Origin of the sequence: Pseudomonas monachiensis (assembly GCF_047345015.1) — a bacterium.
GTDB lineage: Bacteria > Pseudomonadota > Gammaproteobacteria > Pseudomonadales > Pseudomonadaceae > Aquipseudomonas > Aquipseudomonas monachiensis.
In genome coordinates, this window is the sequence record NZ_CP178857.1 from 5,083,919 (window position 1) to 5,109,561 (window position 25,643).

General features: G+C 60.7%; 22 protein-coding genes and 1 pseudogene. 11 read left to right on the forward strand and 12 right to left on the reverse strand.

Features of this window, described 5'->3' with window-relative positions; genetic code table 11:
• Positions 1-77 precede the first annotated feature (77 nt).
• The 3 genes from ACMDB8_RS22740 (at position 78) to ACMDB8_RS22750 (ending at position 1,918) form a co-directional block, all read left to right on the forward strand.
• A complete protein-coding gene (locus tag ACMDB8_RS22740) occupies positions 78-542 on the forward strand; it encodes a hypothetical protein (RefSeq protein ID WP_056726200.1) in 465 nt (154 codons plus the stop codon).
• Between the two features lie 33 nt (positions 543-575).
• Positions 576-1,400, forward strand: coding sequence for an SDR family oxidoreductase (locus tag ACMDB8_RS22745; RefSeq protein WP_056726201.1), 825 nt, complete (start codon positions 576-578; stop codon positions 1,398-1,400).
• A 119-nt stretch (positions 1,401-1,519) separates the two neighbouring features.
• Positions 1,520-1,918 (forward strand): DUF4440 domain-containing protein, encoded by a 399-nt coding sequence (locus tag ACMDB8_RS22750; RefSeq protein WP_056726202.1) that lies wholly within the window; start codon positions 1,520-1,522, stop codon positions 1,916-1,918.
• Positions 1,919-1,967: 49 nt separating this feature from the next.
• Here the strand turns inward: ACMDB8_RS22750 and ACMDB8_RS22755 are convergent, their stop codons facing one another.
• From ACMDB8_RS22755 to ACMDB8_RS22770, 4 genes are all read right to left on the reverse strand, one after another.
• Entirely contained in the window at positions 1,968-2,831 is an 864-nt protein-coding gene (locus ACMDB8_RS22755; RefSeq protein ID WP_056726203.1) for an efflux RND transporter periplasmic adaptor subunit, read from the reverse strand.
• A 39-nt stretch (positions 2,832-2,870) separates the two neighbouring features.
• Positions 2,871-3,071, reverse strand: coding sequence for a DUF1656 domain-containing protein (locus ACMDB8_RS22760; RefSeq protein WP_007896379.1), 201 nt, complete (start codon positions 3,069-3,071; stop codon positions 2,871-2,873).
• Entirely contained in the window at positions 3,061-5,253 is a 2,193-nt protein-coding gene (locus tag ACMDB8_RS22765; RefSeq protein WP_056726204.1) for an FUSC family protein, read from the reverse strand. Before ACMDB8_RS22765 ends, ACMDB8_RS22760 begins: the two co-directional genes overlap by 11 nt.
• Positions 5,254-5,436: 183 nt before the next feature.
• Positions 5,437-6,936 (reverse strand): efflux transporter outer membrane subunit, encoded by a 1,500-nt coding sequence (locus ACMDB8_RS22770; RefSeq protein WP_056726205.1) that lies wholly within the window; start codon positions 6,934-6,936, stop codon positions 5,437-5,439.
• Positions 6,937-7,126: 190 nt separating this feature from the next.
• Here ACMDB8_RS22770 and ACMDB8_RS22775 point away from each other — a divergent pair, with 190 nt between their 5' ends.
• Positions 7,127-8,095: a LysR family transcriptional regulator gene (locus tag ACMDB8_RS22775; protein ID WP_056726206.1), complete on the forward strand. Its 969-nt coding sequence runs from the start codon at positions 7,127-7,129 to the stop codon at positions 8,093-8,095.
• Positions 8,096-8,378: 283 nt separating this feature from the next.
• Here ACMDB8_RS22775 and ACMDB8_RS22780 read toward each other — a convergent pair whose 3' ends face one another.
• From ACMDB8_RS22780 to ACMDB8_RS22800, 5 genes are read right to left on the reverse strand one after another with little or no spacing between them, the layout of a single operon-like run.
• The gene (locus ACMDB8_RS22780) at positions 8,379-8,567 is read right to left on the reverse strand and encodes a hypothetical protein (protein ID WP_056726207.1); all 189 of its coding nucleotides are present in this window, start codon (positions 8,565-8,567) and stop codon (positions 8,379-8,381) included.
• Complete coding sequence (locus tag ACMDB8_RS22785) at positions 8,564-9,337, reverse strand: hypothetical protein (RefSeq protein ID WP_056726331.1); 774 nt, start codon at positions 9,335-9,337, stop codon at positions 8,564-8,566. The genes ACMDB8_RS22780 and ACMDB8_RS22785 overlap by 4 nt, the downstream gene beginning before the upstream one ends.
• Before the next feature lie 29 nt (positions 9,338-9,366).
• A complete protein-coding gene (locus ACMDB8_RS22790; protein ID WP_056726208.1) occupies positions 9,367-9,555 on the reverse strand; it encodes a hypothetical protein in 189 nt (62 codons plus the stop codon).
• Positions 9,552-10,325, reverse strand: a complete 774-nt coding sequence (locus ACMDB8_RS22795; RefSeq protein ID WP_056726332.1) for a hypothetical protein — start codon at positions 10,323-10,325, stop codon at positions 9,552-9,554. Before ACMDB8_RS22795 ends, ACMDB8_RS22790 begins: the two co-directional genes overlap by 4 nt.
• 29 nt (positions 10,326-10,354) lie before the next feature.
• Entirely contained in the window at positions 10,355-12,397 is a 2,043-nt protein-coding gene (locus tag ACMDB8_RS22800; RefSeq protein WP_056726333.1) for a lipase family protein, read from the reverse strand.
• A gap of 338 nt (positions 12,398-12,735) precedes the next feature.
• On the opposite strand from ACMDB8_RS22800, the pseudogene ACMDB8_RS22805 reads away from it, so the two are divergent.
• The 7 genes and pseudogenes from ACMDB8_RS22805 to ACMDB8_RS22835 form a co-directional block, all read left to right on the forward strand.
• Positions 12,736-12,879, forward strand: a pseudogene (locus ACMDB8_RS22805) (LysR family transcriptional regulator); the annotation flags it as partial.
• 632 nt (positions 12,880-13,511) lie between these two features.
• Positions 13,512-14,672 carry an efflux RND transporter periplasmic adaptor subunit gene (locus ACMDB8_RS22810; RefSeq protein WP_056726210.1) on the forward strand — a complete coding sequence of 387 codons (1,161 nt, stop codon included), beginning with the start codon at positions 13,512-13,514 and terminating at the stop codon, positions 14,670-14,672.
• On the forward strand, positions 14,669-17,770 hold the full coding sequence (locus tag ACMDB8_RS22815; protein ID WP_223540973.1) for a multidrug efflux RND transporter permease subunit: 3,102 nt from the start codon (positions 14,669-14,671) through the stop codon (positions 17,768-17,770). Before ACMDB8_RS22810 ends, ACMDB8_RS22815 begins: the two co-directional genes overlap by 4 nt.
• Positions 17,771-17,778: 8 nt before the next feature.
• Entirely contained in the window at positions 17,779-18,456 is a 678-nt protein-coding gene (locus tag ACMDB8_RS22820; protein WP_056726212.1) for a heavy metal response regulator transcription factor, read from the forward strand.
• Entirely contained in the window at positions 18,446-19,810 is a 1,365-nt protein-coding gene (locus ACMDB8_RS22825; RefSeq protein WP_409078413.1) for a heavy metal sensor histidine kinase, read from the forward strand. Before ACMDB8_RS22820 ends, ACMDB8_RS22825 begins: the two co-directional genes overlap by 11 nt.
• Before the next feature lie 123 nt (positions 19,811-19,933).
• On the forward strand, positions 19,934-20,158 hold the full coding sequence (locus ACMDB8_RS22830) for a hypothetical protein (protein ID WP_056726214.1): 225 nt from the start codon (positions 19,934-19,936) through the stop codon (positions 20,156-20,158).
• A gap of 247 nt (positions 20,159-20,405) precedes the next feature.
• Entirely contained in the window at positions 20,406-21,908 is a 1,503-nt protein-coding gene (locus ACMDB8_RS22835; RefSeq protein ID WP_056726215.1) for a sensor domain-containing diguanylate cyclase, read from the forward strand.
• Positions 21,909-22,078: 170 nt separating this feature from the next.
• On the opposite strand, the gene lpxC is transcribed toward ACMDB8_RS22835, so the two are convergent.
• The 3 genes from lpxC to ftsA all read right to left on the reverse strand — a co-directional run bounded on the left by lpxC (position 22,079) and on the right by ftsA (position 25,629).
• The gene (lpxC, locus tag ACMDB8_RS22840; RefSeq protein WP_007916984.1) at positions 22,079-22,990 is read right to left on the reverse strand and encodes a UDP-3-O-acyl-N-acetylglucosamine deacetylase; all 912 of its coding nucleotides are present in this window, start codon (positions 22,988-22,990) and stop codon (positions 22,079-22,081) included.
• Positions 22,991-23,102: 112 nt separating this feature from the next.
• Positions 23,103-24,296: a cell division protein FtsZ gene (gene ftsZ, locus ACMDB8_RS22845; protein ID WP_046041931.1), complete on the reverse strand. Its 1,194-nt coding sequence runs from the start codon at positions 24,294-24,296 to the stop codon at positions 23,103-23,105.
• A 73-nt stretch (positions 24,297-24,369) separates the two neighbouring features.
• A complete protein-coding gene (gene ftsA / locus ACMDB8_RS22850) occupies positions 24,370-25,629 on the reverse strand; it encodes a cell division protein FtsA (protein WP_007972611.1) in 1,260 nt (419 codons plus the stop codon).
• Between the last annotated feature and the right edge of the window lie 14 nt (positions 25,630-25,643).

Here is a 25,643-nt window from a genome sequence, read left to right on the forward strand (position 1 = left end):
ACACCACCGAATCGCCCATCGCCAACCCCACCTGCGCTTAGGTAGGATGACCCTCTCTATTCCCGAGATTTCACGTCATGTTCATCGGCGTCCTGCTGGTCATCACCTGGCTGATCCTGTTGCTGCGCTATCCGGCCAAGGCCTTGCCCGTATCCATGGCCGCCGCCGCGGGGCTGGGTATCGTCGCCACCTGGGTCATCTGGATGGACCACCACGAGCTCAAGCAGCTGCAACGCCTGGAGTTGCGCATCAGTTACGCGCCACAACAATGTCCCGCCGACCGCCCATTGCAATTGACCCTGAACAACGGCAATGACGTGCCGCTGACTGAGTTGCGCTGGCGGGTCGCGGCTTATGCACCGGGCGATACGGTGAACCTGGCCGACAATCAATACACCGCCCCGCGCTATCGCGGCCCCGGCGAATTGCAGGCCGGTGGTAACTGGGAAGACTGTTTGCCGCTGCCGCCACTGCGTCCTGGCTACCGTCCGGAAACCCTGGAGTTTCGCGCCGAGCGATTGCAGGGTAGTTTTTCCGACTGACCCCTCCTCCATTTTTTGCACAAGGAATGCGCCATGCCCGTTGCGTTGATTACCGGTTGTTCCAGCGGCATTGGCCGCGCCCTTGCCGATGCGTTCAAGGTCGCCGGCTATGAAGTCTGGGCCAGTGCGCGCAAGGCCGAAGATGTCGCCATGCTGAGCGCTGCCGGATTTACCGCCGTGCAACTTGACGTAAATGACGGTGTTGCCCTTGAGCAGTTGAGCGAGCGCATCAACCAGGAGCGCGGCGGTCTCGACGTGCTGATCAACAACGCAGGTTATGGCGCCATGGGGCCGCTGCTCGATGGCGGCGTGCCGGCCATGCAGCGCCAGTTCGAAACCAATGTGTTCGCTGTCGTTGGCGTCACCCGCGCGATGTTTCCCGTGCTGCGCCGGACCAAAGGTTTGGTCGTGAATATCGGCAGCGTTTCGGGTGTGTTGGTCACGCCATTCGCCGGCGCCTACTGCGCCTCGAAAGCCGCCGTGCATGCCTTGAGCGATGCCTTGCGCATGGAACTGGCGCCATTTGGCGTGCGGGTGATGGAGGTTCAGCCCGGCGCCATCGCTTCGAGTTTTGCAAAGAATGCCGGACACGAAGCCGAGCAGTTGATCAGCGAGCAATCGCCGTGGTTTCCGCTGCGCGAAGGCATTCGTGCACGGGCCAAGGCTTCTCAGGACAACCCGACTCCGGCCAGTGAATTTGCGGCCGGATTGCTCAAGGCGGTGCAGCAGGCCAAACCGCCACGGCTGATCCGCCTGGGTAATGGCAGCCGCGCGTTGCCGTTGCTTGCCGGATTGTTGCCGAAGGGGTTGCTGGAATCGGGATTGATGAAGCGGTTCGGGTTGCGTGGGCAACTCTGAGACCGAGTCGACGCCTTCGCGAGCAAGCCCGCTCCCACATTTGAAATGCGTTCCCCTGTGGGAGCGGGCTTGCCCGCGAAGGCGCCAGAACAGACTCCACAGAACTCAAGGAATCAAACATGACCGACTACACCGAATACTTCGACGAAGTGATCCAGGCGCACGTTGCCATCGAACAATGGCTGGCCGAAGAACGCGACGCATCCGAACTCGAAAAATTGCTGACACGGTTTTCACCGCAGTTCTCCATGGTCTCTCCGCTCGGCCGGGTGCTGGATTTTGACGCGCTGAACGAATTGTTCACCCTGGCGGGCGGCAAGAAGCTCGGGTTCCGCATCGAGCTCAGCGAGTTACGCGGTATTGCGCTGTACGACGGCGGCGCAACCGTGAGTTACCGCGAGCAACAGACCGATGCGACCGGCCTGCACTCGGATCGTCGCTCGACCGTGGTGTTCGAGAAGCAAGCCGATGGCCGGGTGATCTGGCGGCATCTGCATGAGACGTTTTGCCAGGAGTGAAATGTGGACCGAGTCGCCTGCTTCGCGAGCAGGCGACTCGGTCTATCGGTTATGCCCCCTCACCTTGCTTGACCACCACCGTACAAGTAATCCCCGCCGCCAACAGCACCCCTTCCGGCACTTCATCGATGTGAATCCGCACCGGCACCCGCTGTGCCAAACGCACCCAGTTAAACGTCGGGTTCACATCGGCAATCAGCTCTCGGCTCTGCGGATTATCGCGGTCGTAGATGCCGCGTGAAATGCTTTCCACATGGCCCTTGAGCACCTCGCCGCTCATCAGTTGCATGTCGGCCTTATCACCCACGCGCACATGGGGCAGCTTGGTTTCTTCGAAGAAGCCGTAGACCCAGAACGAGTTCATGTCGACCACGGCCATTTTCGCCTCGCCGATGCGCGCGTAGTCGCCACGATGCACATTGAGGTTGGTGACGTAGCCGTCCACCGCCGCACGCACTTGCGTACGCTTGAGGTTGAGTTCGGCGGCTTCCAGTTGCGCCTGGGCCTGCTGGTAATCGGCCAGGGCCGAGTCGGCGAGGTTACTGGCGTCGTCGCGGTTTTCCCGGGAGATCACCAGATTGTCCATGTCGGCACGACGATGGGCGTTGACCTTGCGCATCTCCCAGGTCGCCTTGCGCGATGCCACCAGACTCTGTGCCTGTTTCACCGCGAGACGGTAGTGCTCGGGGTCGATCTGCATCAGCAAATCACCCTTCTTCACCAGCTGGTTGTCGCGCACCGGCACGTCCACCACTTCGCCGGTGACGTCGGCGGCGACGTTGATGATATCGGCGCGCACGCGGCCGTCACGGGTCCATGGCGTGTTCATGTAGTGCTCCCACAAGGAGCGGCCGACCCACAGCGCGAGGGCCAGCACCAGCAAGGTCGCGAACAGGCTGAAAAACTTTTTCATCGGGGCATTCTTCAGAGATAGAGAGTCAGTGATAGAGAGTCAACGGTAGACAGTCAGCGCCAACGCGCCGAACAGACAGGTAAACAGGCTCAGGCGCAGCAACGCCGGATGCCAGAAAAAACGGTACAGGTCGAACCCGGACAGGAACCGGTCCAGCGCCCAGGCAAGCGCCGCCGCGATGAAAAACATCAGGGTCATGGTCGGCATGTACACGCCGTGGAAGGCGATTTCACGAGGCATGTGCAAGTCCTTGGGAATGACTGTTTGCGAACGTAGCAAGCGGTGATTGCGGATCGAGCAGCGAGGTACGGATGAAGTGCAGGTAGCTCTTCACCCGGCGCAGCGCCGAGGTATCGAAGTGCGGGGCGAAGGGTTCGTCGGTGGACTGCACACGGCTGATCGCGTGATCGACGGCGACCAGCGCGCGCTCCAGGTTGCTGCCGTTCGGTTGCAGGAACAGCCGCACCAGCGCACGCCCCATCACCCGGATCGCCTGGCGCCACGGCTGGGATTCGGCATAGGCCGGATGCACCGGCAGAATCGCCTGCTCCTTGCGCAACTCGATGATCGCGTGGCCGACTTCCAGCACCACGAACATCCAGCGCAGCAAGTCCCGCTGCACTTGCGGCTGACCCGCTGCGAAGCCGTAGGCCTGGTGCACCAGATCGCGGGTACGGCTTTCGAAACTCGACGCCAGCCCCTTGAGCTTGCCGCTGATCGCGTACACCACCTGAGCACGCAGGTCCTGTTCCAGGCGACGCCACAGCCATCGGCTGTTGGGCGGCAGAATGATTGCCCCGGCCGCTGCGCACACCAGCATGCCCAGCACCATGGCGATGTAGTCGTTGATGAAGGTGTAGGGGTTATAGACCGTGAGGTTGTCCGGCACCGAACCGGTACTGAAAAAGATCAGCAAGCCCAGGCCGACGCCCACGTATTGCGGCCGCGAGGTCAGGAACGAGCCGAGTACGATCACCGGTGCGAGCATCACGCACAGCAATGGAAATCCGTCGATCCACGGGAAAATGAAAAACATCTCGACGAAGCCGATCAACGCCCCGAGCAACGTCCCGCACGCCATCTGAAAGGCCATGCGTTTCGGGTTCGGGGTGGCGGCGGACAGGCCCACGGTCGCGGCAGCAATCAGGGTCATGGTCGCGCCGCTCGGCCAGGCGGTTGCCACCCAATAGCTGCCCAATACCACCAGGATAAACGCTGCGCGTATCCCCGATGCTGCCGCTGCCATCCAGTTGGTTTGCGGGGTGAACGGCTCGTCCCAGCGCTCCCGTTCGTGACTGTGATCGGCCAGGGAGGCGTGTGTCTGCGCATAACTGTGCAGGTCGTCGACGAAGCGATAGAGCAGTTCGTACGCCGTGTGGAAGTCCAGCAGCTCGTCGTCGCTCGGTTCGCTCTCCTGAAAGATCGCCCGCAGGCTGCGCACCCGCGCCGGCAACCCTGCCTTGTAGGCACTCAGCACCGTGACCAGGCGCGCCGCATCGGCGCTGGTCAGGGCACGGCCACTGAAGCCGTCGAGCAGTTCGGCGAGGTCTTGCAAGCCCGGTTTTATCGCCGCCACGGCATGATCCGTATTGTTGCTGCGCAAACGTTCGAGCAACTGATGCAGGGCATTGAAGCGCGTGGTGATGCCCATGAACTCACTGTTCAGGCGGCTGAGTCGTCCATTGCGCCGACGCATGTGCGGGTCTTCGAACACGGTGACGCTGCGCAGCCCTTCCAGTCCGACTGCCTCGGCAATGAAGCGCACATTGCCAGCCTCGAACGCCTCGCGCTGACTGCGGCCACGCAAGCCGTCGGTGACGAACAGGGCAAACACGCCGAAGCGCTGATACAGGGCATTGCGCATGGCGGCGCTGGCGGTTTGCGGCAGGATGGCTGCACTGATCAGTGTCGAACAGAGAATGCCCAACGAGATTTCCAGCACCCGCCAGACCGCGGCCATGAACGCGCCGTCCGGGTGGGCAAGTGCGGGCAAGCCGACCATCGCGGCGGTGTATCCGGCGAGTACGAAACCGTAGGCGCGGAAGTTGCGGCAGCGGGCGGCGCCGGCCGTGCAGATACCGACCCAGATCGCCAGCGAACCGAGGAACAGCTCAGTGTTCTGCGCAAACAGGGCGATCAACGCGACCATCACCGCCGACCCGGCCAGGGTGCCGAGAAAGCGATAGAAACTCTTGGCGAACACTTGGCCGCTTTGCGGCTGCATGACGATGAACACGGTGATCATCGCCGTGCGCGGTTGCGGCAACTCCAGGCGCATGGCCAGCCACAGCGTCAGGAAAGCTGCGGTCAGCACCTTGAAGATATAGACCCAGGTCACGCCATCGCTGCGGACCCAGTCGAAGAAGCCCCGGCGCCATTCCAGGGAGTACAGCCAGCGCAGAGGTGCGGGCAAGGGAGTCATCAAATGCTGCTCAGTTAGAAAAGACTTGGGATGAGGGCAATCCTGTGGCGAGCGAGCTTGCTCGCGCTGGGCTGCGTAGCGGCCCCAAAATTCCGGCACCCCGTGAACATTTTGTGAGTGCTGCGCACTCAAGCGGGAGCAAGCTCCCTCGCCACAAAAGCGGGTGTGCCTGAAACAATCTGGTCACCTCAAAAGGCTCGGGGTTTTCGGCGCCTGGGTCTGTTCGGCGTTCGGTACGTCATAACCGGCACCGAGACCACCGCCCAGCGCCGTCACCAATTGCGCATGGGCACTCAAACGCGCCGCCTGAACCTGCTGCTGCACTTGCTGCTGCTTGAACAGCAGGGTCTGGGCATTGAGCACGTTGAGGTAGTCGGTCAGGCCGCGCTGGTAGGCAATCATCGCGATGTCGTAGGTCCTCTGCGCAGTGGCCACCGACTCGGCGGCGAAAGCCTGTTGCTTGTCCATGGACTCGCGACGGATCAACTGGTCGGAGATGTTTTTCAACGCGTTGACCAGGGTCTGGTTGTACTTGGCCACGGCGATGTCATAACCCGCCGAGGCTTCGCCCAACTCCGAGCGCAAGCGTCCGCCATCGAAGATCGGCAAGGAAATCGCCGGACCCACGCTGTAGTTGAGTTTCTTGCCGGTCAGGAACTCCAGCGCCCCGCCGCCGGTGGCCATGTAGCCGAGGCTGCCGACCAGATCGACGTTCGGGTAGAAGCCGGCATGGGCGACATCGATGCCCCGCGCCTGCGCCGCCACTTGCCAGCGGCTGGCGACGACGTCCGGCCGTTGGCCGAGCAATTGCGCCGGCAGCGACGATGGCAGTTTCAGCGGCGCACCCAGCGACAGCGTTGGCCGCTGCAACTGCGCGCCCTCCCCCGGCCCCTTGCCGGCGAGAGCGGCGAGCTGGTTGCGGCTCAAGGCGATTTCTTCGTCGAGGGCGTCGATCTGGCGATGGGTTTCCGGCAGCGGCGTCTCGGCCTGGCTGACCTCGAAATGAGTGCCGATCCCCCCGTCCAGGCGTTTTTGCGCCAACTCAAGGATCTGCTGTTGCTGCTTCAAGGTCGCTTCGACGATATCCCGCCGGGCGTAATGCAACGACAACTCGATGTAGACCCGTACGATGTTGTCCTGCAATTCGAGCTGGGCCTGGCGCGCTTCGGCGACGCTCATGTGCGCCATGTCCACGGCGCGCTCGGTGGCATTGCTTTCACGGCCCCAAAGGTCGAGGGCATAGCTGAAACCCAGCGCCGCGTTATTGTCCCAGGTGGTGCTGTTGGCCAGCTCGCCGGGACCATAGAACTGGTCGGTAGGCCAGTTGTGACGCTTGAGGGTGGACTCGCCATTGATCTGCAGCGACTCGGCCGCTTCGGCCACGCCGGCCATGGACTTGGCCTGACGCACCCGGGCGGCGGCCATGGCCAGGGTCGGGCTGCCTTGCAGGGCAAGATCGATCCAGCGATTCAGTTGCGGGTCGCCATAGGCTTGCCACCATTGCGCGGTGGGCCAGTGCGCATCCTGCGCGGCACTCTGGATCGCTTCGTCGGTAGCCAGTAAATTGGCCTCCAGCGCCTTGCCCTGCGGGGTAATACCTCCGGTTCCGATGCAGCCGCTGATTGCCAGGGTTAAAGCCAAAACACTGAGCGGCTGAAGCGCTCTGCTGATGCGACGCGGCACTGCTGCGATTTCCTGAGGTGGGGAGTTTTGCGAATTGCGCAATTCTATGGGGCGGCCTGAATGGCGATAAGCTGGGATTCCTGTGAATCTTTGTTACCGTTAACGAGATAATCCGCAAGTCGATCTTTAGTCGCCTGTAAACAAACAGAAACTTCGTGTCACAATTTGTCATTCGACGAGAGAGCACCCCATGGACACTTTGCAAAACATGCGCGCCTTCAGTTACGTGGCCGAAGCCGGCAGCTTCACCGCCGCCGCCGCGCAACTGGACACCACCACCGCCAACGTCTCGCGCGCGGTCTCCAACCTGGAAGCCCACCTGCAAACCCGCCTGCTCAATCGAACGACCCGACGCATTGCCCTGACCGAAGCCGGCAAGCGCTACCTGTTGCGCTGCGAACAGATCCTGGCCTACGTCGAAGAAGCCGAAGCCGAGGCCAGCGACGCCCACGCGCGCCCGGCCGGGCAACTGAAAGTGCACACCATGACCGGCATCGGCCAGCACTTCGTGATCGACGCCATCGCCCGCTACCGCAAGACCCACCCGGACGTGACCTTCGACCTGACCATGGCCAACCGCGTGCCGGACCTGCTCGACGAGGGCTACGACGTGTCCATCGTCCTCGCCAGCGAACTGCCGGATTCGGGTTTCGTCTCCCAGCGCCTGGGCATCACCTACAGCATCGTTTGCGCCTCACCGGCCTACGTCAAAACCAACGGCTGCGCACAAAAACCCAGCGACCTGCTCAACCACGCCTGCCTGCGCCTGGTCAGCCCGGTGATTCCGCTGGAGAAATGGGCCTTCGACGGTCCTGATGGCCAGGAAATGGTCACCATCAACAGTTCACCCTTCCTGGTGAACTCCGCCGACGCGATGAAAACCGCGATCATCAGCGGCATGGGCGTTGGCGTCCTGCCGCTGTACGCCGCGATAGAAGGCCTGCGCAACGGCACGCTGGTGCGCGTGATGCCCAACTACCGCTCCCAGGAACTTAACCTGTATGCCATCTACCCGTCGCGCCAGTACCTGGATGCGAAGATCAAGACCTGGGTCGAGTATTTGCGTGGATCGCTGCCGGAACTGCTGGCGGCGCATCAGGCGGAATTGGCGGCGTATGAACTGAGCGGGAGTCTGGGTGGGGTTCGGGTGGCGAATTGATGATCTCTCGGCTTATGGATGGATTCTTTGTGGGAGCGAGCCTGCTCGCGATGGCGTCAGCACATCCAACATCTATGTAAGCGGGTAAGCCACCTTCGCGGGCAAGCCCGCTCCCACAGAGTTGTGTGTGTGTGTGCCGGGAGACTTAGGCCTTGGCCGCCTCGCCGGCACTTCCACACGCATGCCTTCCACCACCAGGTACGCCACGCCACCGCAGCATGCACTGGCCATGGCTTGACGAAGAAGCGTGTGTAGACCTCGTTGAACGCGGCGCGGGCCGGGTTCAACAGTGGGCTCTTTCGTAGCAGGCGCTCGGGTCGGCCACGGCATCGAAGCGTTGCAACGCTTCGGCACCGCCATCGGCCTGTTGCGTCACCCGCAAGGTGTCGCCGAGGCGACTCTGCAAGTCGAGGAACACCCGGTTGCGTGCCAGTTCGAAGGGGGTGCGCAGGGCAGGAAAAACGAAGCTCACTGTTTGCTCTCCGCTGCCTGGCGGATCGCTTGTAACTTTCGGAAATCTGGTTGGAAACGACCGTCGGCCACGGTCGTACCATCTGGATAAGAGAATTTTATGAAGCTGCCTATTTTATGTACCTTGGTACCCTCCGACTTGACCAGAAAGTCGGAATGCAGGACGGGTTCGAAATACACCTGCCGAACTTGCAGAGCCTGATACTTTAAGTAGATACGGCCCTCACCCGCCAAGCTGATCTGTTTTCTATAGCCTCCAAGAAAGGCTTCACTCAACCAAGGGTAATAGTCCTTCTTGATCGTCAAGTCCCCTTCAACCTTGATGTCCGCGCCACCGCGAGGCGAGTTGTTGTGATCGAAGATCACCACCACACCACCGCCTGCCCCGTAAGTCACGTTTTCGCCAAAGTTTGTGGGATGGCCATAAGCGACGCCAAAAGTCACGTTGCTCAATCGCCATTGGCAAACACCGCCACCATCGATCGGCAGCTTGGCCACATAGAGGTCGCTTTGTCCCTTACGCACGAGTTGCAGATCGGTACGTTGATAGCCATCGCGTTGATAGGCTTCGCCAAAGGCGGAGTGGTCAGTAAAGGTGCACAGAGTCGAGCGATACATCACCTGCAGGTTTTCCGTTACCAGCTCCTTCGGCACTTTCACCGTCACGGTGATCGATTCGCCATCCGGCGGCGGCGCCAGGTTCTGGTCCTTGGCACAACCGCTGAGGCTGACGCACAGAGTGAGTATCGCGATAGGCATTTTCTTGATCATGGTCGGATCCTTGACGGCGCTGGACGGGTTCAACAGTGGGCTCTTTCGTAGCAGGCGCTCGGGTCGGCCACGGCGTCGAAGCGTTGCAACGCCTCGGCGCCGCCATCGGCCTGTTGCGTCACCCGCAAGGTGTCGCCGAGACGACCCTGCAAATCGAGGAACACCCGGTGGCGCGCCAATTCGAAGGGGATCTGCAGGGCAGGAGAACTGGGGCTCACTGCTTGCTCTCCGCTGCTTGGCGGATCGCCTGTAATTTGCGGAAATCTGGCTTGGAGCGGCCATCCGTCACGACGCTGCCATCGGGATAGGTGAAGCTGGTGTGATTGCCTTTCTTCTTCACCTTTGGCTGCACAGAGGTGACCAGGAAACCGGAATGCAGGACGGGTTCGAAATACACCTGCCGGGCTTGCAGGGCCTGATACATCACATAGATATCGCCCTCACCCGCCAGACTGACCCGCTTTCTGTATCCTCCTAAAAAGCTCTCTTTTACCCAGGGGTAATAGTCCTTTCTGATCGTCAAATCTCCTTCGACCTTGATGTCCGCGCCACCACGAGGCGAGTTGTTGTGATCGAAGATCACCACCACACCACCGCCTGCCCCGTAAGTCACGTTTTCGCCAAAATTAGTGGGATGACCATAAGCGACGCCAAAAGTCACGTTGCTCAATCTCCACTGGCAGGCACCGCCACCATCGATCGGCAGCTTGGCCACATAGCGGTCACTTTGTCCCTCACGCACGAGTTGCAGATCGGTACGTTGATAGCCATCGCGTTGATAGGCTTCGCCGAAGGCGGAATGGTCGGTAAAGGTGCACAGGGTCGAGCGATACATCACCTGTAGGGTTTCCGCGACCAGCTCCTTCGGCACTTTCACCGTCACGGTGATCGATTCGCCATCCGGCGGAGGCGCCAGGCTCTGATCCTTGGCACAACCGCTGAGGCTGACGCACAGAGTGAGTATCGCGATAGGCATTTTCTTGATCATGGTCGGATCCTTGACGGCGCGGGCCGGGCTCAACAGTGGGTTCTTTCGTAGCAGGCGCTCGGGTCGGCCACGGCGTCGAAGCGTTGCAACGCTTCGGCACCGCCATCGGCCTGTTGCGTCACCCGCAAGGTTTCGCCGAGACGACTTTGCAAATCGAGGAACACCCGGTTGCGTGCCAGTTCGTCTTCGACAAGGCTCCCGTAGTTATCCCTGGTCTGTTGTTCGAAATTCTGTCGATCCAGTTGCCGCTTCAACAACGGCGAGCGCTCAGGGTTGATTGACTCCAGTAACTGGCCGTAGATGTATGGCTGGTAATTGCTCATGAAGTGATTGCCGAGACCCACGAACCGGCCTGCCTTGGGATTGCTGAAGGGCGGGAAAAACCTCGCCCGGCTTTCGGCGGTCAACGAGGTGGTGAGGCGCTGCTGCGCCTGCTCGGCCTGCTGGTCGTCGTCGGGACTCAGGCTCGGGACCAGGTAAAACTTGACCTTTTCCGACAGGCGATAGGCGATGGTGGTGTTGTAAGGCGCGCCGAGCCCGTCCTTGTTGCGGTAGGCGGGGTACGGCGAGCCTCGCCGAAGGGTGTGCTGTTCGGCCTTGAAAAACATGGCGATTTCGCCGTGGTGACAGAAGGGATCGCCATGGCGGAACAACTGGCTGGCGGTCAACTGCAGCATCGACCAGGCAAACCCCAGGGTGGTACCGAGGGGGCCGTAGAGTTTATACAGATGATTGTCCAGCTCGGCTTCGGGCGGCACGCTGGGGATCGGGTCGATGTCGTTGACATGACGGAAATGTACGATCTCGTTGAGGCACGTTACGGCCTTGAGGGTGAAGGTGCGTGGCATGCCGTAGGTGTACAGCAGTGGATTTCGCTCTTTCAGCGATGCGGCATGGACCAGACCGAGGGCGCCCCCCAGGCTGTGGCCGCAAATGAACAACCCCTTACCTTCGATAGCTTCAGGAATCGTCTTACCCAGATCCTTCGCATAAACTCTTCTGGCCAGTTCGAACGCATCGCGAAAGCCCAAATGCACACTGCCCTCTGGAGTCAAATCGGCACAGGGCACTTTGGGCTCGCACAAGGCCTGCACTTCCGGTTTTACCGGGCGGAAAGTCGCATCAGTACCTGGATCGGCGAACCCATCCACTTCTGTACCCCGCCAACCCACCAGCACCTGGGTGGCATTGATGGCATAAAACAGCTGGGTGTCCCCCTCTGGCGGTCGAGCCTGAGTGGTGTCCAACGGTTCAGCGATGGTGTAACGCCCATTGAAGGGAACATCGGTGACCACGCACGGCAATTTCTGACCACTGTCCAGAATTATGGGGGTACGCGATAAGTCCAAACATTGCCGCTCGAAGAACTCCTTAACGGAACCCAATGCATTCTCGGGCCGCGTGCTGTACGCCAAAATACTCATCAGCGCCAGGTTGTAAGCATTGACCAGGCTGTACTCCGCCTGGTGATGCAAGGTCAGCGACCAGGCGCGCAGCGGACAGACTTCCAGCACATGCCGACGATCGAGTTGATCGTCGGCAATGGTGAACCCGCCGAACTTCGGGTCTGGAAAATGGTAGGCCGGGGGTTGCCTGGCGTCCGCCAAGGGCGGGTCGAATGTCGGCAGCCGATCACACAACTGGCCGATACGCAGGTAGTGATACCCATGACCGGCTGCGACCGCCCGCTGTTCGATGGGCGAGAAGCCCGAACACTGCGGACCATACAGCGGTGCGCGATCAGCAAAGCCGGGCCGCTCGGGTTCCGCTCGCTGGGCACGCAGGCGGCGATTTTGCAGTAACTCGGCCAAGAGTTCGGCGTCTATCAGCAAGGTGATGGCCAACGGGTGCAGGCCGTCCAGGCGGATCACTCCCTCGGCATCGGTGCGGCCCCTGTATTCCGGAATGTAGTCGCTGCGGGTCGCCTCGCTCAGCGCGCGATAAGGCAGGTTCGCCAAGGGTTCGCCCTGTTCATCGAGCAACTGGAATTCGATCCAGTGCATTTTCTGTTTGCCGCAGATTACGGTCTTGCAGGAGCCCAGTGTGTCCGTACGGTGCAGCCTATCGTTCATGTCAGTCCCTTTACGTGAGTGTTGATCAACCGGTTGGTCCTGGCGGTTGTCGCCATTCCAGGCCGGCACCTCGACGAAACCCGGATTGGGCTCGTGCTCAAGCGCAGGAGAGCTTTCAGGAACCTGACTGACTTAGAAATAGGAAGCTTCTGAGGGGCGCGTAGGAATCGTCCGGAACGGGACTATTTGACCCGGATTAGAAATGTCTCAGCGGAGGAAGCTTGCAGCGTTCGCCTTCATTTTATTGCGAATGCATGGATGCCTTCGCTGGTAAGCCAGTTCGTGCAGGAGCACGTATGCGCTTGAAATCAGTTCGACTGGACAATGTCGCCATGGCGTCGCGCCAGTACCTGGATGCGAAGATCAAGACCTGGGTGGAATACCTGCGCGGGTCATTGCCGGAATTGCTGGCGGCGCATCAGGCGGAATTGGCGGCGTATGAGTTGAGCGGGAGTTTGGGTGGGGTTCGGGTGGCGAATTGATCATCTCTCGGCTCATGGATTGATTCTTTGTGAGAACGAGCCTGCTCGCGATGGCGTCTGCACATCCAGCATCTATGTAAGCAGGTAAGCCGCCTTCGCGAGCAAGCCCGCTCCCACAGAAAAGCAAAAGCAAAAGCCGCGTACACCCACGCTCTTCACCACTCATCAGGCCGAGCGTTAGCTCGCCTGCAGCTCTTGATCTTGATCCACCCGCCCCCTCGGGAGGCTGAGCGGAGGCGTTCATCCGGGGATTGGCGCGCAGCGCCGTTCGACGCAGTCGAACTCATTGCATGTAGGTCGAAGCGAAGCCGACCGGAGGGCAATGCCCCCGGATGAATGTCGGAGCGAAGGAACGCCGAGCCCCAGCGAGGGGCCGGACGTTCGGGGCGAGACCTTTTGGTTCCTTTTGGGGCGTTTGCCAAAAGGGACTCGCCGTAAGGGCGAAACCGCCAGCCGCCGTTACCGAAGAAACGGATATGTACACGGTCACCCACAACATGGTCGGCCCATAGGCCGCCAAGGAAACCCAAACTGACAGCGCCGTCAGTTAGCCGTCACCCTCCTGACCACCAAACAGGTTTATAAAGGAAACTCCCCTTCGACCCAAAACCCAGCCCCGGCGCCCCACTCGCATGCGAATCCAGAAAAACCCCGCCCTGCTCGTCGCCCTTCTGATCGTCCTGGCAGCGCTGGGCCTGTGGTACGCCACCAAACCGGCCAAGGCCAAACTCGCCACCCCCACCGCCATCCCCGTGCGCGTGGTCGCCGTCGCCGAAAAAGACGTGCCGCGCTACGTCAGCGGCATCGGCTCGGTGCTGTCCCTGCACAGCGTCGTGGTCCGCCCGCAAATCGACGGCATTCTCACCAAAATCATGGTCAAGGAAGGCCAACTGGTGAAAAAAGGTGACCTGCTGGCCACCATCGACGACCGGTCGATCCGCGCCAGCCTCGACCAGGCCAGGGCACAACTGGGCGAAAGCCAGGCGCAACTGCAAGTGGCGCTGGTCAACCTCAAGCGCTACAAGCTGTTGAGTGTCGACGACGGCGTGTCCAAGCAGACCTACGACCAGCAACAGGCCCTGGTCAACCAGCTCAAGGCCACCGCCCAAGGCAACCAGGCTTCGATTGACTCCGCCGAGGTACAGCTTTCCTACACACAAATTCGCTCCCCGGTCAGCGGTCGTGTCGGCATTCGTACCGTCGACGAAGGCAACTTCCTGCGCATGACCGACACCCAAGGCCTGTTCACAGTGACCCAGATCGACCCGATCGCTGTGGAATTCTCCCTGCCGCAGCAAATGCTGCCGACCTTGCAGGGTCTGATCAACGACCCACGGCACGCCCGGGTCAAGGCCTACATCGGTGCCGACACCGACGGCGAAACCGGCAACCTGCTCGGCGAAGGTCACCTGACCCTGATCGACAACCAGATCAACGCCAACACCGGCACCATCCGCGCCAAGGCCGAATTCGACAATGACGCACAGAAGCTCTGGCCGGGCCTGCTGGTGACGGTAAAGATTCAGACAGCCCTGGATAAAGATGCGCTGGTGGTGCCGCCGACAGTCGTACAACGCGGCCTCGACCAGCACTTTGTGTACCGGGTCAATGGGGACAAGGTCGAAGCCGTGCAGGTGCAGATGGTCTATCAAGGCAGCGGCCAGGACATCATCAAGGGCGTGAAGCCGGGTGATGTACTGGTCAGCGATGGTCAGTCGCGGCTCAAGCCCGGCGCTACTGTGCAAGTACTGACCGAGCCGCCTCAAGTGGTGCGATCGGAGGCCGCGCAATGAAGGGCCATGGTTCGATTTCAGCCTGGTGCATCGACCACCCGGTGGCCACGGTCCTGCTGACGTTCGCCCTGGTGCTGCTGGGTGTCATCGCGTTTCCGCGCCTGCCGGTAGCGCCGTTGCCGGAGGCAGAATTCCCGACCATCCAGGTGGCCGCGCAACTGCCCGGCGCCAGCCCGGAAACCATGGCTTCCTCGGTGGCCACGCCCCTTGAAGTGCAATTCAGTGCCATTCCCGGCGTAACCCAGATGACCTCAAGCAGTGCACTGGGTTCGACCAACCTGACCCTGCAATTCACCCTCGACAAGAGCATCGACACCGCGGCCCAGGAAGTGCAGGCGGCGATCAACACCGCCGCGGGCAAACTGCCCAAGGACATGCCGAACCTGCCGACCTGGCGCAAGGTCAACCCGGCCGACAGCCCGGTGCTGATCCTCAGCGTCAACTCCTCGCTGATGCCTGGCCCTGAGCTCAGCGACCTGACGGAAACCTTGTTGTCCCGTCAGCTCAGTCAGGTCGACGGTGTAGGCCAGGTCGTCATCACCGGTCAGCAGCGTCCGGCGATTCGTGTCCAGGTGTCCGCCGACAAACTCGCCGCCATCGGCCTGACCCTCGCGGACATTCGCCTGGCGATCCAGCAGACCAGCCTCAATCTGGCCAAGGGTGCGCTGTACGGCGAATCGAGCATTTCAACCCTGTCGACCAACGACCAGTTGTTCCACCCCGACGAATACAGCCAGTTGATCGTTTCCTACAAGGATGGTGCACCGGTTCACCTCAAGGATGTCGCGAAAGTCGTCAACGGTTCGGAAGATGCCTACGTTCAGGCGTGGGCGGGTTCGCAACCGGGTGTGAACCTGGTGATCTTCCGCCAGCCAGGCGCCAACATCGTAGAGACAGTGGATCGCATTCAGGCCGCGTTGCCGGCACTGCAGGCGATGTTGCCCGCCTCGGTGCAGGTCAAGGTGTTGATCGACCGCACCCAGACCATCCGCGCTTCGCTGCGCGAGGTGGAAATCACCTTGATGATCGCCATGATGCTGGTGGTGGCGGTGATGGCGCTGTTCCTGCGCCAACTGTCGGCCACGCTGATCGTGTCGGCAGTGCTCGGTGTGTCGCTGATCGCCAGCTTTGCGCTGATGTACGTCATGGGCTTCAGCCTGAACAACCTCACGCTGGTGGCGATCGTGGTCGCCGTGGGCTTTGTGGTGGACGATGCGATCGTGGTGGTGGAAAACATCCACCGACATCTCGAGGCCGGCGACGGCATGCGCGAGGCGGCGATCAAGGGTGCCGGCGAGATCGGATTTACCGTGGTGTCGATCAGTTTCTCGCTGGTGGCAGCGTTCATTCCGCTGCTGTTCATGGGCGGTGTGGTCGGCCGACTGTTCAAGGAGTTCGCCCTGACCGCCACCTCTACCATTTTGATTTCGGTGGTGGTTTCGCTGACATTGGCGCCAACGCTGGCAGCGCTGTTTATGCGGGCACCGGTGCATCACGCTCATAGCAAACCGGGCTTTGGTGAACGTCTGCTGGCGTGGTACGAAAAAGGTCTGCGCCATGCCCTCGCCCACCAGAAAATGATGATCGGCGTGTTCACTTTGTCGCTGGCGCTGGCCGTTGCCGGCTACATCTTCATTCCCAAAGGTTTCTTCCCGATCCAGGACACCGGTTTCGTCCTTGGCACCACTGAAGCCGCCGCCGATATTTCCTACGGCGACATGGTGAAAAAACACCTGGCGATGGCCGAAATCGTTGCCGCCGACCCCGCTGTCGAAACCTTCTCGCACTCAGTCGGCGTCTCGGGCAGCAACCAGACCATTGCCAACGGCCGCTTCTGGATCACCCTGAAAAAACGCGGGGATCGCGACGTCTCGGCCAGCGAATTCATCGACCGGATTCGCCCACAACTGATGAAAGTCCCGGGCATCGTCCTGTACCTGCGTGCAGGGCAAGACATCAACCTCAGCTCCGGCCCCAGCCGCGCCCAGTACCAATACGTGCTCAAGAGCAACGACGGTGCGACCCTCAGCACCTGGACCCAGCGCCTGACGGAAAAACTGCACGCCAACCCGGCGTTCCGCGACATTTCCAACGACCTGCAACTGGGCGGCAGCATCACCCACATCAGCATCGACCGCAGCGCCGCGGCACGTTTCGGCCTCACCGCCAGCGACGTCGACGAAGCCCTGTACGATGCCTTCGGTCAGCGCCAGGTCAATGAATTCCAGACCCAGATCAATCAGTACAACGTGATTCTGGAACTGGACACCAAACAGCGCGGCAAGGCCGAAAGCCTCAACTACTTCTACCTGCGCTCGCCCCTGAGCGGGGAAATGGTGCCGCTGTCGGCCCTGGCCAGGTTCGATGCGCCGACCATCGGCCCGCTGTCCATCGCCCATGACGGGATGTTCCCGGCGGCCAACCTGTCGTTCAACCTGGCCCCCGGCGTGGCGTTGGGCGATGCGGTGATCATGCTCAACCAGGCCAAGGCCGACATCGGCATGCCGACCGCCATCAGCGGTAGTTTCCAGGGCGCGGCCCAGGCGTTCCAGAGTTCGCTGGCCAGCCAGCCATGGCTGATCCTGGCGGCGCTGTTGGCGGTGTACATCATTCTCGGTGTGCTCTACGAGAGCTTCGTGCACCCGCTGACGATCATTTCGACCTTGCCTTCGGCGGGCCTCGGCGCGGTGATCATGCTGTGGATCTGCGGCCAGGACTTTTCGATCATGGCGCTGATCGGGCTGGTGTTGCTGATCGGTATCGTGAAAAAGAATGGCATCCTGATGATCGACTTTGCCCTCGAAGCGCAGCGCAATGGCGGGCTGTCGCCTGAGGAAGCGATTTTCAAGGCCTGCATCACGCGGTTCCGGCCGATCATCATGACCACCCTCGCCGCCCTGCTCGGCGCCCTGCCGCTGATGCTCGGCTATGGCACCGGTGCCGAGTTGCGCCAGCCCCTGGGGATCGCGGTGGTCGGCGGCTTGCTGGTGAGCCAGGCGCTGACGCTGTTCACCACGCCGGTCATATACTTGTGGCTTGAGCGGCTATTCCATCGACCTGAACCTGCGCCAGAACCGGTGCTGGCGACCACAGACTGAGGCGGGTCATGCGCGTTCTGATTATCGAAGACGAAGAAAAAACCGCGGACTATCTGCATCGCGGCCTGACGGAACAGGGTTTCACTGTGGATCTGGCCCGCGATGGCGTGGAAGGCCTGCACCTGGCGCTGGAGAGTGACTACGCGGTGATCGTCCTCGACGTGATGCTGCCGGGCCTCGACGGCTTCGGTGTGTTGCGCGCCCTGCGTGCGCGCAAGCAAACCCCGGTGATCATGCTCACCGCCCGCGAGCGTGTGGAAGATCGCATCAAGGGACTGCGCGAAGGCGCCGATGACTATCTGGGCAAACCGTTTTCCTTCCTGGAACTGGTGGCGCGCCTGCAAGCGCTGACCCGCCGCAGCGGCGGCCATGAACCGGTGCAGGTGAGCATCGCCGACCTGTGGATAGATTTAATCAGCCGCAAGGCCACCCGCGCCGGTACACGCCTGGACCTGACCGCCAAGGAGTTCTCGCTGCTCAGCGTACTGGCCCGGCGCCAGGGTGAAATCCTCTCGAAAACCGCCATTGCCGAAATGGTCTGGGACATCAATTTCGACAGCGACGCCAACGTCGTCGAAGTCGCGATCAAACGCCTGCGGGCCAAGCTCGACGGGCCGTTCGAAGAGAAACTGCTGCACACCATTCGCGGCATGGGTTATGTGCTGGAGAGCCGTGGTGTCCAGTAACAGCATTGCCCTGCGCCTGAGCGGGATGTTCACGCTGGTGGCGCTGCTAGTGTTCCTGCTGATCGGCTGGGCGCTGTACCAGCAGGTCGACAAAGGCCTGGGCCTGCTGCCAGAAGCCGAGTTGGACGCACGCTACAGCGTGCTCGAATCCACGGTCGGCCGTTACGGCACGCCCGAGCACTGGGTGAAGATCAACAACAAGCTCAACCTGCTGAGCGAAGAAGACAAGCGCATCAGTTTCTGGATCATCAGTGGCGATCCACGCTACGAATACGGCAACCTGACCCCGCAGATCCGCGCCTTTGCCCAAGGGCCGCTGGGCACGCGCGACATGCATCTGCCGGACCACCCGTATCCGCTGAAAGTGCTGGTCAGCGAGTTCCCGGCCAAGGATCAGCGCCCGCCGCTGCGCTTTATGATCGCCATCGACACCGAAACGTTTTTCCATACCCAGCATCACCTGCTGGTCGCGCTGATCAGCCTGGCGATTGTCGGCGTGCTGCTGGCCTCGGCACTGGGTTATTGGGTGGCGCGGATCGGGCTCAAGCCGCTGATCAAACTGTCCCAGGAAGCCCAGCGCCTGGCTCCGCCGTTGCGCTCGGGACGCTTGCGATTGTCACCGTTACCGCCGGAACTCGATCAATTCGTCAGCTCGTTCAACTCGACCCTGGAACGGGTCGAGCAGGCCTACTCGCGCCTTGAATCGTTCAATGCCGACGTCGCCCACGAACTGCGCTCGCCACTGACCAACCTGATCGGCCAGACCCAGGTCGCGTTGACCCGCGGACGCTCCGCCGAGCATTACTTCGAAGTGCTGCAATCGAACCTCGAAGAGCTGGAGCGACTGCGTTCGATCATCAACGACATGCTGTTCCTGGCCAGCGCCGATCAGGGCAGCAAGGCGACCAAACTCACCTCGACCTCGCTGGCCGATGAGGTGGCCACGACCCTGGAATATCTGGATTTCATTCTCGAGGACGCTCAGGTTCAGGTCGAGGTCAGTGGTGACGCGCAGGTGTGGATCGAGATCGCCCATCTGCGCCGGGCGTTGATCAACTTGTTGAATAATGCCGTACAGCACACCGCGCCCGGGCAGGTGATTCAGGTGCGGATCGAAGCCCAGGAGCATCAAGTCAGCATCGGCATCGCCAACCCCGGCTCGCCGATTGCCAGTGAACACCTGCCTCGCCTGTTCGAGCGTTTCTACCGGGTCGATGCCTCACGCAGCAACAGCGGCCACAATCACGGCTTGGGGCTGGCCATCGTCAAGGCGATTGCGCTGATGCATGGCGGCGATGTGTTCGTGCGCAGCGATCATGGGATGAATACCTTCGGTATCCATCTCCCGGTCTGACATACCTGCGATCTTTGCTTTTGCTGTAACAGTCCTTTCATGAATCCGCTCTTTTTCCCCTCGTCTCATATCCTTATCTTTGCCCGCACCAAACAGCACTTGCCAAGCAAGAAGGTTTCCAAGATGTCCAACAGTATGGGTATTGCCAGCGCTTTCGTTTTGTCCTCTTTGTTCCTGTCGCCATTGGCGATGGCGGAAGAATCGCAGACTTTCGTCGCGCATAACGCCGCACGTGCCGCGACGTTCGAAGAGCATCGGATCGAGATGACGGCCAAGGCTGCGCAAGACTCCCAAGTCCCGCAGGCATCCAGCATCCAGGCCAAGCCGCTGGTCGAGAAAGACAGCTGACCGGCACCGATCACTACCGTTTTCAACGACACTTTTCATCGGCTCTTCCCTTTGAAAAGTTGTCTCCAAAGCCGCTGTTGTCAGCGGCTTTTTTTATAGTGGCGACTCAGCCTTAATTACAATTTCTGCAACGAAAGTCACTGACGCCCGCGTCAACGGTCAATCGTTCGAGCAACAAGAAGGATTCACTCGGCTGCTACGTTTATGCAACTACGCTTAGAGCGTCCCTTTAGCAGACGTCAGCCCTATGACCGCAAGCCGCACCGCACATTTTCAAGGCCCGACCGGGCGACCCGAAATCATGGTGATCCTGGGCAGCACCCTGACAGTCATCTCGATCCTGTGCATCGTCACTTTCCTGCTGATCCGCGAACACGCCAACGCCCAGCAGACCGCCACCCGCAGCGCGACCACCATTGCGCAACTGATCGATGCCGACGTCCTGCGTACGGTCGAGCTCTATGACTTGACCTTGCAGGGCCTGATTGCCGCCGCCCAACGGGACGACCTTAAACAGGTTGCACCGCAGATCCGTCATCTGGTGTTGTTCGACCGCTCCACCACCACACGCTACAAGGGTGACATCCTGCTGCTGGACAAGCACGGCGACGTGCTCGCCGACTCATCATTGATCGAACCGAAACCGGGCAACTTCGCTGACCGCGATTACTTCCTGGCCCATGCCTTCAATCGCGACACCGGCATGTTTATCAGCCGGCCGTTCAAGCCACGGTGCGACTGCGATGACAGCGACGAATGGCGCATCAGTTTCAGCCGGCGCATTTCATCGCCCACGGGTGAATTCCTGGGGGTCGCGGTGGCGTCGATGCGCATGAGCTATTTCGATCAGCTGTTCAGCAGCCTCGACATCGGCAACGGCAGTACGCTGGGCATCATCAACGACGACGGGATCCTCCTGGCACAGAAACCGTACCGGGAACCCAACACCATCGGTAAAAGCCTCTCCAGCCGCCCCAACGTCGCACGCATGCTGCGCGAGCGCAGTGGCACCTTTGAAAGCGTGTCGAGTGTCGACCATCAACGGCGCCTGTACACCTTTACCCGGGTCGGCAATCTGCCGCTGACCGTCATCGTGGCCCTTTCCATCGACGAAGTGTTCGCTGCCTGGAACCGCACGGCCTACGCGATCAGCGGTGCAACAGGGGTTTTGTGCATCGGCCTGTTGTGGCTGACCTGGCTACTCTGCCGCGAGCTGCGACGGCGCCAAAATGCCGAGCAGGAATTGGCGCAACTGGCGGCCACCGATGCCTTGACGGGCGTGGCCAACCGTCGATCCCTTGACCAGACCCTGCGCCATGAATGGTTTCGCGCGCAGCGCAGCGGCAAGCCGTTGTCGTTGCTGATGATCGATGCCGATCACTTCAAGGCCTTCAATGACCGGCACGGGCATCAGGCCGGCGACGAAGCCTTGCGGGCGTTGGCCGAGGTCATCCGCGCCAATGTCCATCGCCCGGCGGATCTGGTGGCTCGTTATGGTGGCGAGGAGTTTTCAGTAGTCCTGGCTGAAACTGGCAGTGAAGGCGCGAAGCAAATCGCCGAACACATCCGCGAAGCGGTGCAGAAACTGCCACTAGTAGACCCTGGTGAGCCGCCGATGAGCGTGAGTATCGGTATTGCCACCTGGACGGTGGCCAGTGATATCAACCTGGAGCAATTGCTGTTCAGCGCCGACAAGGCGTTGTATCAGGCCAAGGAAGGGGGGCGTAACCGGGTGGTGTGCGCCGGCTGAATTCTATGCTGAATCGACTGGCCTCTTCGCGGGTAAGCCCGCACAGAGAAACGCGGTCAACTGTGGGAGCGGGCTTGCTCGCGAAGAGGCCTTCACTGCCACCATGGAAATCAGGGCATAAAAAAAGGCCACCCGAAGGCAGCCTTTAAAAAACTAGAGAGGTTTTTTGCTTACACCGCCGCAACCGGGCGCATGTAAGAGATTGGTGCGGTGCTGGCGTCTTCGAACGTCACGACTTCCCAGGCATCTGTCTGCTCAATCAACTTGCGCAGCAGCTGGTTGTTCAGTGCGTGGCCGGACTTGAAGCCCTTGAACTCACCAATCAGGCTATTGCCCAGCAGGTACAGGTCGCCAATTGCATCGAGGATCTTGTGCTTCACGAATTCGTCTTCATAGCGAAGGCCGTCTTCGTTCAGTACGCCATCGGCGTCGACCACGATTGCGTTTTCAACGCTGCCGCCGAGTGCGAGGTTGTGCTTGCGCAGGTACTCGATGTCACTCATGAAACCGAAAGTACGGGCGCGGCTGACTTCTTTTACGAACGAAGTGCTGGAAAAATCCACGCTTGCACTTTGGGTGCGGTCCCGGAAAACCGGGTGATCGAAATCGATCTCGAAGCTCACCTTGAACCCTTCGAAAGGGACGAAAGTGGCGCGCTTGTCGCCGTCTTCCACTGTCACTTCACGCAGGATGCGGATGAATTTCTTGGCGGCGTCCTGTTCTTCCAGGCCTGCCGATTGAATCAGGAATACGAAAGGTCCAGCGCTGCCATCCATGATCGGGACTTCGGACGCGGAGAGCTCGACGTAGGCGTTATCGATGCCCAGGCCAGCCATGGCCGAGAGCAAGTGCTCTACCGTGTCCACTTTGACGTCGCCATTGATCAGCGTGGTCGACATAGTGGTTTCACCGACGTTTTCCGCGCGGGCAGGAATCTGCACCACAGGGTCGAGGTCAGCGCGACAAAACACAATGCCAGTGTCGACAGGCGCAGGCTTGAGGGTCAGGTAGACCTTCTCCCCGGAGTGCAGGCCTACACCTGTGGCACGGATAATATTTTTCAGTGTGCGTTGTTTAATCATGGCTTGGGCCGCTTCAGCGCAAATTGCGAACTGGTATCAACAAAGGCTGGCGATGATAGCAGACCGAGCCTTTGCTGAACACCAATCACCTTCATAGCCCTGATACATTCCATCAATCGGCCTGACGACGCAGGAAAGCCGGGATGTCCAGGTAGTCCAGGTCATCTTGCGGATTCATCTTCGCGGCAGTCGCAGCACCGGCCTGGGCCTGGTTGCGCATGACGGTCGGACGGTCCAGGTCACGGTAGTTCACCGCTGGAGCTTCCTGACGAACAGGGGCCTGTTGTTGTGGCTGTGCAGCCATCGAAGTGTGAACGGTGTTGTCGATGACCTTCACAGGCTTCTCGATTTTAGCGCCCAGACCTGTGGCAACGACAGTCACGTGCAACTCGTCACGCATGTCCGGATCGATAACGGTACCGACCTTGACCATCGCGTGCTCGGAAGCGAAGGCTTCGATGATGCTACCCACGTCGGAGTACTCGCCCAGGGACAGATCCGGACCGGCGGTAATGTTTACCAGGATGCCGCGAGCGCCTTGCAGGTTCACGTCTTCCAGCAGCGGGTTGCGAATGGCCGCTTCGGTGGCCTCGCGTGCACGGTTCGGACCGCTGGCGCAGCCAGTGCCCATCATTGCCATGCCCATTTCGCTCATCACGGTACGCACGTCGGCGAAGTCGACGTTGATCATGCCCGGACGCTTGATGATGTCGGAGATACCGCGAACGGCACCGGCCAGCACATCGTCGGCCTTGGCGAAAGCCGACAGCAGGCTTGCGTCTTTACCGAGGATGGTCAGCAGCTTCTCGTTGGGAATGGTGATCAACGAGTCGACGCTTTCAGACAGCAGACGGATGCCTTCGTCGGCGATCTGCATGCGCTTGCGGCCTTCGAACGGGAACGGACGGGTCACCACCGCAACGGTGAGGATCCCCATTTCCTTGGCCACTTCGGCGATGATCGGCGCAGCACCGGTACCGGTACCACCGCCCATGCCGGTTGTGATGAACACCATATTGGTGCCCTGCAGGACTTCGGCAATGCGCTCACGGTCTTCAAGAGCGGCCTGACGACCTACTTCAGGGTTGGCGCCGGCTCCCAGGCCTTTGGTCACGCCGGTACCCAGTTGCAGGATGGTCCGCGCGCCGATGGATTTCAGCGCCTGGGCATCAGTGTTGGCGCAGATGAACTCAACGCCTTCAATGTTGCTCTTGACCATGTGGTTGACAGCGTTGCCGCCGCCACCGCCGACACCGATAACTTTGATTACCGGGCTTGCGGGGATGTTGTCTACGAGTTCGAACATTTTCCCTCTCCTTTCAATTCTCTAGTTTTTTCGCCTACTGCGTGCTTCGGTGTAACGGTATTGCGGTAAATCTTCAGAAATTGCCCTGGACCCACTTCTTCAGGCGGTCCAGCAGCGGAGCCTGTGGCTCTTCATTGCTGTAGCTGTCGCGGCTGCCGATGCCCGAGAACGAGATGCCGTCGGACTGCTTCTGCAGGCCGTACATCAACAGGCCGACGCCCGTGGAATAGATCGGGTTGCGCACTACGTCATCCAGACCTTTCACGCCATGCGGCACGCCCAGGCGCACCGGCATGTGGAAGATTTCCTCGGCCAGTTCGGTAGCGCCTTCCATCTTCGCCGTACCGCCGGTCAGCACGATGCCGGCCGGGATCAGGTCTTCGTAGCCGCTGCGGCGCAGTTCGGCCTGGATCAGCGTGAACAGTTCGTCGTAGCGCGGCTCGACCACTTCGGCCAGGGCCTGGCGGGACAGTTCGCGCGGTGGACGGTCGCCAACGCTTGGCACCTTGATGGTTTCACCGGCACCGGCCAGCTTGGCCAGGGCGCAGGCGTAGCGGATCTTGATTTCTTCGGCGTACTGGGTCGGAGTGCGCAACGCCATGGCGATGTCGTTGGTCACCTGGTCGCCGGCAATAGGGATCACTGCGGTGTGACGGATCGCGCCTTCGGTGAAGATCGCGATGTCGGTGGTGCCGCCACCGATGTCCACCAGGCACACGCCCAGCTCTTTCTCGTCATCGGTCAGTACCGAATAGGCCGAAGCCAGCTGTTCGAGAATGATGTCGTCGATTTCCAGGCCGCAGCGGCGCACGCATTTTTCAATGTTCTGCGCGGCGTTGACGGCGCAGGTGACCACGTGGACCTTGGCTTCCAGACGTACGCCGGACATGCCCAGAGGCTCGCGAACGCCTTCCTGGTTATCGATCACGTAATCCTGCGGCAGGGTGTGCAGCACGCGCTGGTCAGCCGGGATCGCCACGGCCTGGGCAGCGTCGAGCACGCGCTCAAGGTCGGCCGAGCTGACTTCGCGATCACGAATCGCCACGATGCCGTGGGAGTTCAGGCTGCGGATGTGATTGCCGGCCACGCCGACGAACGCCGAGTGGATGCGGCAACCAGCCATCAGCTGCGCTTCTTCGATGGCGCGCTGGATCGATTGCACGGTGGACTCGATGTTCACCACCACGCCTTTTTTCAGGCCACGGGACGGATGGGTACCGATCCCGACGATTTCCAGCGTGCCGTCGTCCGCGACCTCGCCCACCAGCGCCACCACCTTGGAGGTGCCGATATCGAGACCGACGATCATTTTGCCGCTTTGCACGTTTGCCATGGGTCCTGCCTCTT

Coding starts and splice junctions, on each gene's coding strand:
- ACMDB8_RS22800 (WP_056726333.1), bottom strand. CDS start 12,397: ATGAACGATAGGCTGCACCGTACGGACACACTGGGCTCCTGCAAGACC.
- lpxC (WP_007916984.1), bottom strand. CDS start 22,990: ATGATTAAACAACGCACACTGAAAAATATTATCCGTGCCACAGGTGTA.
- ftsZ (WP_046041931.1), bottom strand. CDS start 24,296: ATGTTCGAACTCGTAGACAACATCCCCGCAAGCCCGGTAATCAAAGTT.
- ACMDB8_RS22820 (WP_056726212.1), top strand. CDS start 17,779: ATGCGCGTTCTGATTATCGAAGACGAAGAAAAAACCGCGGACTATCTG.
- ACMDB8_RS22810 (WP_056726210.1), top strand. CDS start 13,512: ATGCGAATCCAGAAAAACCCCGCCCTGCTCGTCGCCCTTCTGATCGTC.
- ACMDB8_RS22815 (WP_223540973.1), top strand. CDS start 14,669: ATGAAGGGCCATGGTTCGATTTCAGCCTGGTGCATCGACCACCCGGTG.
- ACMDB8_RS22795 (WP_056726332.1), bottom strand. CDS start 10,325: ATGATCAAGAAAATGCCTATCGCGATACTCACTCTGTGCGTCAGCCTC.
- ACMDB8_RS22760 (WP_007896379.1), bottom strand. CDS start 3,071: ATGCCTCGTGAAATCGCCTTCCACGGCGTGTACATGCCGACCATGACC.
- ACMDB8_RS22775 (WP_056726206.1), top strand. CDS start 7,127: ATGGACACTTTGCAAAACATGCGCGCCTTCAGTTACGTGGCCGAAGCC.
- ACMDB8_RS22765 (WP_056726204.1), bottom strand. CDS start 5,253: ATGACTCCCTTGCCCGCACCTCTGCGCTGGCTGTACTCCCTGGAATGG.
- ACMDB8_RS22750 (WP_056726202.1), top strand. CDS start 1,520: ATGACCGACTACACCGAATACTTCGACGAAGTGATCCAGGCGCACGTT.
- ACMDB8_RS22835 (WP_056726215.1), top strand. CDS start 20,406: ATGACCGCAAGCCGCACCGCACATTTTCAAGGCCCGACCGGGCGACCC.
- ACMDB8_RS22745 (WP_056726201.1), top strand. CDS start 576: ATGCCCGTTGCGTTGATTACCGGTTGTTCCAGCGGCATTGGCCGCGCC.
- ACMDB8_RS22830 (WP_056726214.1), top strand. CDS start 19,934: ATGTCCAACAGTATGGGTATTGCCAGCGCTTTCGTTTTGTCCTCTTTG.
- ACMDB8_RS22755 (WP_056726203.1), bottom strand. CDS start 2,831: ATGAAAAAGTTTTTCAGCCTGTTCGCGACCTTGCTGGTGCTGGCCCTC.
- ftsA (WP_007972611.1), bottom strand. CDS start 25,629: ATGGCAAACGTGCAAAGCGGCAAAATGATCGTCGGTCTCGATATCGGC.
- ACMDB8_RS22740 (WP_056726200.1), top strand. CDS start 78: ATGTTCATCGGCGTCCTGCTGGTCATCACCTGGCTGATCCTGTTGCTG.
- ACMDB8_RS22785 (WP_056726331.1), bottom strand. CDS start 9,337: ATGATCAAGAAAATGCCTATCGCGATACTCACTCTGTGCGTCAGCCTC.